The 6,221-nt window shown below is 38.7% G+C and carries 6 protein-coding genes; 4 read left to right on the top strand and 2 right to left on the bottom strand.

Translation table 11 applies throughout. From position 1 onward, the window contains the following. The first annotated feature begins 399 nt into the window (after positions 1 to 399). From VNZ46_RS21395 to VNZ46_RS21385, 3 genes are read left to right on the top strand one after another with little or no spacing between them, the layout of a single operon-like run. Positions 400 to 1,425: a GntG family PLP-dependent aldolase gene (locus tag VNZ46_RS21395; RefSeq protein WP_325562415.1), complete on the top strand. Its 1,026-nt coding sequence runs from the start codon at positions 400 to 402 to the stop codon at positions 1,423 to 1,425. Positions 1,426 to 1,442: 17 nt separating this feature from the next. Further along, positions 1,443 to 2,921: an acetyl-CoA carboxylase biotin carboxylase subunit gene (gene accC, locus VNZ46_RS21390; protein WP_325562413.1), complete on the top strand. Its 1,479-nt coding sequence runs from the start codon at positions 1,443 to 1,445 to the stop codon at positions 2,919 to 2,921. Between the two features lie 14 nt (positions 2,922 to 2,935). After that, the gene (locus tag VNZ46_RS21385; protein ID WP_325562411.1) at positions 2,936 to 3,520 is read left to right on the top strand and encodes a riboflavin synthase; all 585 of its coding nucleotides are present in this window, start codon (positions 2,936 to 2,938) and stop codon (positions 3,518 to 3,520) included. On the opposite strand, the gene VNZ46_RS21380 is transcribed toward VNZ46_RS21385, so the two are convergent. Then, a complete protein-coding gene (locus VNZ46_RS21380) occupies positions 3,521 to 4,696 on the bottom strand; it encodes a tetratricopeptide repeat protein (RefSeq protein WP_325562409.1) in 1,176 nt (391 codons plus the stop codon). It abuts the gene before it with no gap. A 175-nt stretch (positions 4,697 to 4,871) separates the two neighbouring features. On the opposite strand from VNZ46_RS21380, the gene VNZ46_RS21375 reads away from it, so the two are divergent. Beyond that, positions 4,872 to 5,168 (top strand): hypothetical protein, encoded by a 297-nt coding sequence (locus VNZ46_RS21375; protein ID WP_325562407.1) that lies wholly within the window; start codon positions 4,872 to 4,874, stop codon positions 5,166 to 5,168. A gap of 32 nt (positions 5,169 to 5,200) precedes the next feature. Here VNZ46_RS21375 and VNZ46_RS21370 read toward each other — a convergent pair. Further along, positions 5,201 to 6,221: HAMP domain-containing sensor histidine kinase (locus tag VNZ46_RS21370; protein WP_325562405.1), on the bottom strand; the 1,021-nt coding region annotated here is incomplete at its 5' end.

Below are 6,221 nucleotides of genomic sequence, written 5' to 3'. Positions count from 1 at the left end.
CTTAATTTCTGTCGTTCTGATTGTCTTAAAAAGAAACAAAATTCTCACCTTAAATCCAGAGGATTTTGACTTGAAAAATGGGGTCTTTTAAGGGGTCTTAAATTACAGAATTAAGATATTGTTAAAAAAACACTAAGCCTAAATTACATTTGTTATTTTGAATTCCAAATTTTAATAGCTGATTTCTGTTTTTTTGACAAATGCCAGGGTGTTTTTTTAAACTGTTTTTGTTGGTTTAAATAGTTGTTTTATAGCTGTTAAGGTGTTTTTTTGTGCGGTATTTGATGCGTTTTTCTGAATTCTTTTTTTTTAAATCAAAAATTGTAAAAAAAAGGGTGATGATTAGAAACGAAAGTAATAAAAAGCTAATATTTGTGTTCATGTATTTTAAGAAATAGGATGGTAAAGATTGACCTTAGAAGTGATACAGTAACCAAGCCAACAACAGGCATGCTGGAGGCTATGATGACAGCCAGAATTGGCGATGATGTTTTTGGCGAAGATGAGAGCGTTTCCGGCCTGGAACATAAACTTGCAGCTTTGTTTAATATGGAGGCGGGATTATTCTGCCCCTCTGGTACAATGACGAACCAGATTGCTATTAAATGTTTTACACAACCAATGGATGAGGTGATTTGTGATCAGACAGCACATGTGTACCGTTATGAAGGTGGAGGAATTGCCTATCACTCTATGGCTTCTGTTCGATTACTAAATGGGCCAAGAGGGATTTTGACAGCAGAAATGATTGAACGGGAAATCAATGAGGAAAATATACACTATCCCCATTCCAGCCTGGTTGTTTTGGAAAATACGGTGAATAAGGGAGGAGGAGCTTGTTATACATTGAAGGATATTGAGCCTATTTACCAGCTTTGTAAAGCACGGGGGCTTAAACTTCATCTGGACGGTGCACGGATTTTCAATGCTTTGGAAGCCACGGGAGATCAAGCCAGCGCATACGGATCCTGTTTTGACGGAATATCGGTTTGTTTATCGAAGGGGCTGGGCGCTCCGGTAGGTTCTGTGTTGTTGGGCTCAAAGGAAATGGTACAAAAAGCCCGAAAGATCAGGAAGGTTTTTGGAGGTGGTATGCGGCAGGCAGGGTTTTTAGCTGCTGCTGGTATTTATGCGCTGGACCACCAGGTTAGCCGCTTATCTCTGGACCATGCACATGCAAAATTATTGGGTGAGGCCTTGTTACAAACAAAATATGTTTCGGGCGTTATGCCGGTGGAGACCAATATTGTCCTTTTTGATGTTCATGAGTCTTTTTCTACCACGGGAATAATCAATGAATTGAACAAAAGAGGGATTTTATGTAACACTACTGGGCCAAAAACTATTAGATTTGTTACGCATTTGGATGTTTCCGCGGAAATGATTGAGCAGGCAGCAGACATTCTGAAGAATTTGATTCCATAATTATATAAAGATTATTAATGAATAAAATCTTAATAGCCAATAGAGGAGAGATCGCTTTGCGCATTATGCGTTCAGCTAAAGAAATGGGGATTAAAACAGTTGCTGTTTTCTCGGAAGCGGACCGGGAAGCTTTGCATGTCAGATATGCTGATGAAGCTATTTGTATCGGCCCTGCGGCTTCCAGCCAATCTTATCTGGTTGCAGAGAAGATTATCGAGGCGTGCAGGAGATCGGGAGCAGAAGCCATCCATCCCGGATATGGTTTTCTGTCTGAAAATGCAGATTTTGCTAAAAAAGTAAAAGCGGCGGGGCTTGTGCTGATAGGACCAACGCCGGAAGCCATGGAAATTATGGGGAATAAGTTATCTGCTAAAGCTGCGGCTTTAAAATACAATATTCCAATGGTTCCGGGTACCGAGGAAGCCATAACCAATGTGGCCGAAGCAAAACTTCGTGCCGTAGAAGTTGGTTTTCCGATTTTAATTAAGGCTGCTGCAGGTGGGGGTGGAAAAGGAATGAGAGTTGTTAACCAGGTAGAGGATTTCGAAGAACAAATGCAGCTTGCAGTGAGCGAGGCCACCTCTGCATTTGGCGATGGTTCTGTATTTATTGAAAGATATGTTTCTTCGCCAAGGCACATTGAAATACAGGTATTGGGCGATACGCATGGTCATATTGTGCATCTCTTTGAACGGGAGTGTTCTATTCAGAGAAGACATCAGAAGGTTATTGAAGAGGCACCTTCTTCTGTACTTACAGAAGAGATCAGGCAGAAGATGGGAAAATGCGCGGTAGATGTAGCGCGGGCAGTGAATTATGTAGGAGCCGGAACCGTAGAGTTTATCCTGGACGAGAATCTGGATTTTTTCTTTTTGGAGATGAACACGCGCTTACAAGTAGAGCATCCGGTTACAGAGATGATCACAGGACTGGACCTGGTGAAAGAGCAAATAAAAATTGCCAGGGGTGAGGCATTGTCTTACACTCAGCAGGATTTGAAAATCAGCGGGCATGCTATTGAACTCCGGGTATATGCAGAAGATCCGGAAAATAATTTCCTTCCGGATATCGGTTTGCTAAAGACCTATCGCACACCGAAAGGAAACGGGGTAAGAGTGGATGATGGATTTGAAGAAGGTATGGAAATTCCGATATATTATGATCCTATGATTGCCAAGCTGATCACTTATGGTAAAGACAGGGAGGAAGCGATAGACCGGATGGTAAGGGCAATTGATGAATATGACATTACGGGCATACAAACGACATTGGCGTTTGGTAAATTTGTGATGCAGCATGAAATGTTTAGAACAGGACATTTCGACACACATTTTGTGAATAAATATTTTCATGCCGATAGCCTTAGGGCAGAAGACGAGCAAGAGGCGTTTATAGCAGCGCTTAGTGCGGTACTGACCCTAAAAAAACAGAATGTGCCCTATCTATCTGAACAAAGTAGCGTAAAGGATACAAACTGGAGGAAAAACAGAAGTTAATATTAGAGATTTTTATGTTTACAGGAATTATAGAAACACTTGGTGAGGTTAAAGAAATTGTTAACGAAGGAACAAATCTTCATTTTAAGATCCGTTCTGATATTAGTCGGGAATTTAAGATAGACCAAAGTGTTGCACACAATGGAGTTTGTTTAACCGTGGTGGAATTGAATGAAGACACTTATACGGTTACAGCTATACAGGAAACGCTTGAAAAAAGCAATTTGGGAAGTTTGAAGGTGGGCAGAAAGGTGAACCTGGAACGTTGTATGTTGATGAACGGAAGACTCGACGGGCATATTGTTCAGGGGCATGTAGACCAGACCGCAGTATGTATTAAGAGAGAAAGTCTTGATGGGAGCTCAGAATATAGATTTCGTTATGACGCCTCAAGAGGTAATGTTACCGTGGAAAAGGGATCCGTTTGTGTAAACGGAATTAGCTTAACTGTTGTTCATTCTGAGCTCAATGAGTTCTCTGTGTTTATCATTCCTTATACGCTTGAACATACCAATTTGTATGAAGTAAATGTCGGGGATACCGTGAACCTGGAATTTGATATCATAGGTAAATATGTAGCCAGGCTGGTCAATAAATAATTATCTTTTCAGGTCATCTATTTTACTTTTGATGAAGGCCGCAAGTTTAGGATTTTTATCCATTTCCTTGAAATTCTTCAAGTATAAATTGTAATAGATGATTGCATTTTTCTTGTCATTTAGTTTGTTCTCATAAAGGAGAGCAATATTGTAGTACAGACTGCCATTATTCTCGAACAATAAACCCCGTTTGTAAGCACTGAGTGCTTCATCATTTTGGTGATTGGACTCATAGGCTTCCCCAAGCAATCCATAATAAGAAGCTGTTTTTGGAGAAATACCTTCAGTGATGGTCTTATTAAAGAATTTTACCCCATTTTTAGCATCCCTTAAACCTCTATAACATACAGCGATGGAATAGGAGAGGTCTTCGTTGCGGGTGTCTTCCCCCTTGATTTTCAAGAAATAATTTAATGCATTTTTATAATCCAGAAGATCAAAATAAGATTTAGCGAGATGGTTTAATGTCAAAGTTGAGCTGTCTCCAAGACTCAGGAGTTTCAGTCCGGTATGAATCGCTTCGGAATATTGTTTTAGGGATCGGGCAACAGGTAATTTGATTCTTAATAAATGAAGGTTGGCACTGTCTGCCTGTATGGCAGGTTTTAATATTTCATCAGCTTTATTGAAACTGTTAAATTTGAAATAAGCTTCTGAAAGCGTCGCCGCAATCTCCGAATCACCAGGATTTAGTTTATTTGCCTGTATTAGATATTTGAGCTGATCCTCTGCTTTACCAGCTTCATAGTTCAAATTCTTCTGACTTAGGAGGGCAAGTTGTTTACTTGCATCGAAATTTACACTATCTATGCTTAGAATTTCTTTATAATAATTACCTGCCTTTTCAAGATTTCCTCTTTTTAAATTTACCGTACCAAGGTTGTAAAGCAGTGCTGTGTTTTTTGGTTCCAATGCATATAAATTAAGGTAAATCCGTTCTGCATTAGAGAGATCTCCTGCCATCATATAACAATAAGCAAGTGGTCTCCATATTTTAACTTCCTTCCCGTCCTCTTTGTAGAAGTTTTGAAGATAATTTACTGCATCAGTATATTGCTGGTTTTCATAATACTCCGTTAGTTTAACAGGATCGGGAACAGACTTTTTTTGAGCATGTAATACAATGGGCAGAAGAAAGAGGAGGAACAAAGAGAATATATTTTTTATTAAACGCATAGCGGCAGAATATGGGAATTAGTGATTTTCTTTAAAACTAAAGTATTAGGTATTGTTGAATAAACCAAAACTTATTGTCTTTGTTTTCTCCGCTCAGTCATTATTGATCAAACATAACGGGGATATTGTTTGTTGTTTATTCAATAGGATTGATTTTTAATTTAAAAAACAAAATATGGATACTTTAAAGAAGTTTGAGTTGATGGAAAAGATAGTAAGGGAATTAGAAGACTTACAGCACTCACAGCAGGCGCTTATCCAGAAGCTAGGTAAAATAGAGGTGGATAACATAGAGTTAGGCGATAAAAGACTAGATAAAGATTTACCAGATATGCATCAGAGGGTTTCTGATAACCTGGATGCAATTAAAGGAATACTGGAATATTTCGCTGAGAAAACCCAAAATTTTGGTGATAAGAATAATGTTGATGCCCTAAAAGAAAAACAAGCCATTAACAACGCTACTAGTTAAAATAGGGTGCTCAAATTTGAATTTGGGCACCTTTATTCTTTTACTGGTTCAACAGGTATTTTAATCGTAAAAATAGTGCCCTTTCCAGGCTCACTTTCTACAGTGATGTCACCATCATTTCTTTGCATAAATTCTTTGCAGATCATAAGCCCCAGGCCAGTCCCTTTTTCATGCATGGTGCCTCTTGTTGATATGTTGGCACCACCAAAAACATCCTGAACGACTTCAGCCGGCATTCCAATGCCTTTATCTTCAATCAACAGATGAACGAAGCCGGTGCGTTGATAACTGGCTGATATATCAATGATGCCTCCTGTATTACTGAACTTAATGGCATTATTAATGATATTTCTGACTACAATCTGTATCATCAACATATCTGCAAACACGATCACATTTGGGAAAACATTGTGTACAATTTTGATTTCTTTAATAGATGCCGGGGGCTGGTGATAGTCTATTTCATTGATAATGAGATTTCGGAGATTAAAATATTCTTTATTAATTCCGTAGCCCTTAAGCTGGCTTCTGGACCAGTGCAGTATGTTTTCCAGAAGATCAGTGGTATAGATAATATCTTTACTTAAAATAGGGGCAAGCATTTTGAATTCCTCGGGAGTGATGATGTCATTCGAAATCATTTTAAGCACTTCGGATAAATTGACAAGTGGTGCGCGGAGGTCGTGTGCTATAATGGAGAAGATTCTATCCTTTAACTGGTTTAACTTTTGAAGTTCGGCCGCCTGATCTTTTATCTTTAAAGATTCTTTTTTAATAGCAGTCTGGTCCTGAAATTTGACAATAGTGAGATCGCTGTTTAAATTATCATCGATCATATAGGTGATGTCTGCTTCAAGGTCCAATACTCCCCCTGGAGTGTCAATTTTCAGATCTAATTTTCCTGAAGTTTTATTTTGCAGATAGTGCATGAAATTTGGTTGCGTTCCAAACAATTCGTTGGCCTGTTTACCTATAATCTTCTCATCAATGATGAAATACTTGAGAAATGCATGATTATAATCTATAATCCTTTGGTGCTGATCAAGGATTATA

The sequence above is a fragment of the Pedobacter sp. genome, assembly GCF_035566355.1.
In the GTDB taxonomy this organism is placed as follows: domain Bacteria; phylum Bacteroidota; class Bacteroidia; order Sphingobacteriales; family Sphingobacteriaceae; genus Pedobacter.
The sequence above is the reverse complement of the archived record's forward strand: the minus strand, read 5'-3'. Positions and strand labels throughout refer to the sequence as shown.

Coding starts and splice junctions, on each gene's coding strand:
- VNZ46_RS21395 (WP_325562415.1), top strand. CDS start 400: ATGGTAAAGATTGACCTTAGAAGTGATACAGTAACCAAGCCAACAACA.
- accC (WP_325562413.1), top strand. CDS start 1,443: ATGAATAAAATCTTAATAGCCAATAGAGGAGAGATCGCTTTGCGCATT.
- VNZ46_RS21385 (WP_325562411.1), top strand. CDS start 2,936: ATGTTTACAGGAATTATAGAAACACTTGGTGAGGTTAAAGAAATTGTT.
- VNZ46_RS21380 (WP_325562409.1), bottom strand. CDS start 4,696: ATGCGTTTAATAAAAAATATATTCTCTTTGTTCCTCCTCTTTCTTCTG.
- VNZ46_RS21375 (WP_325562407.1), top strand. CDS start 4,872: ATGGATACTTTAAAGAAGTTTGAGTTGATGGAAAAGATAGTAAGGGAA.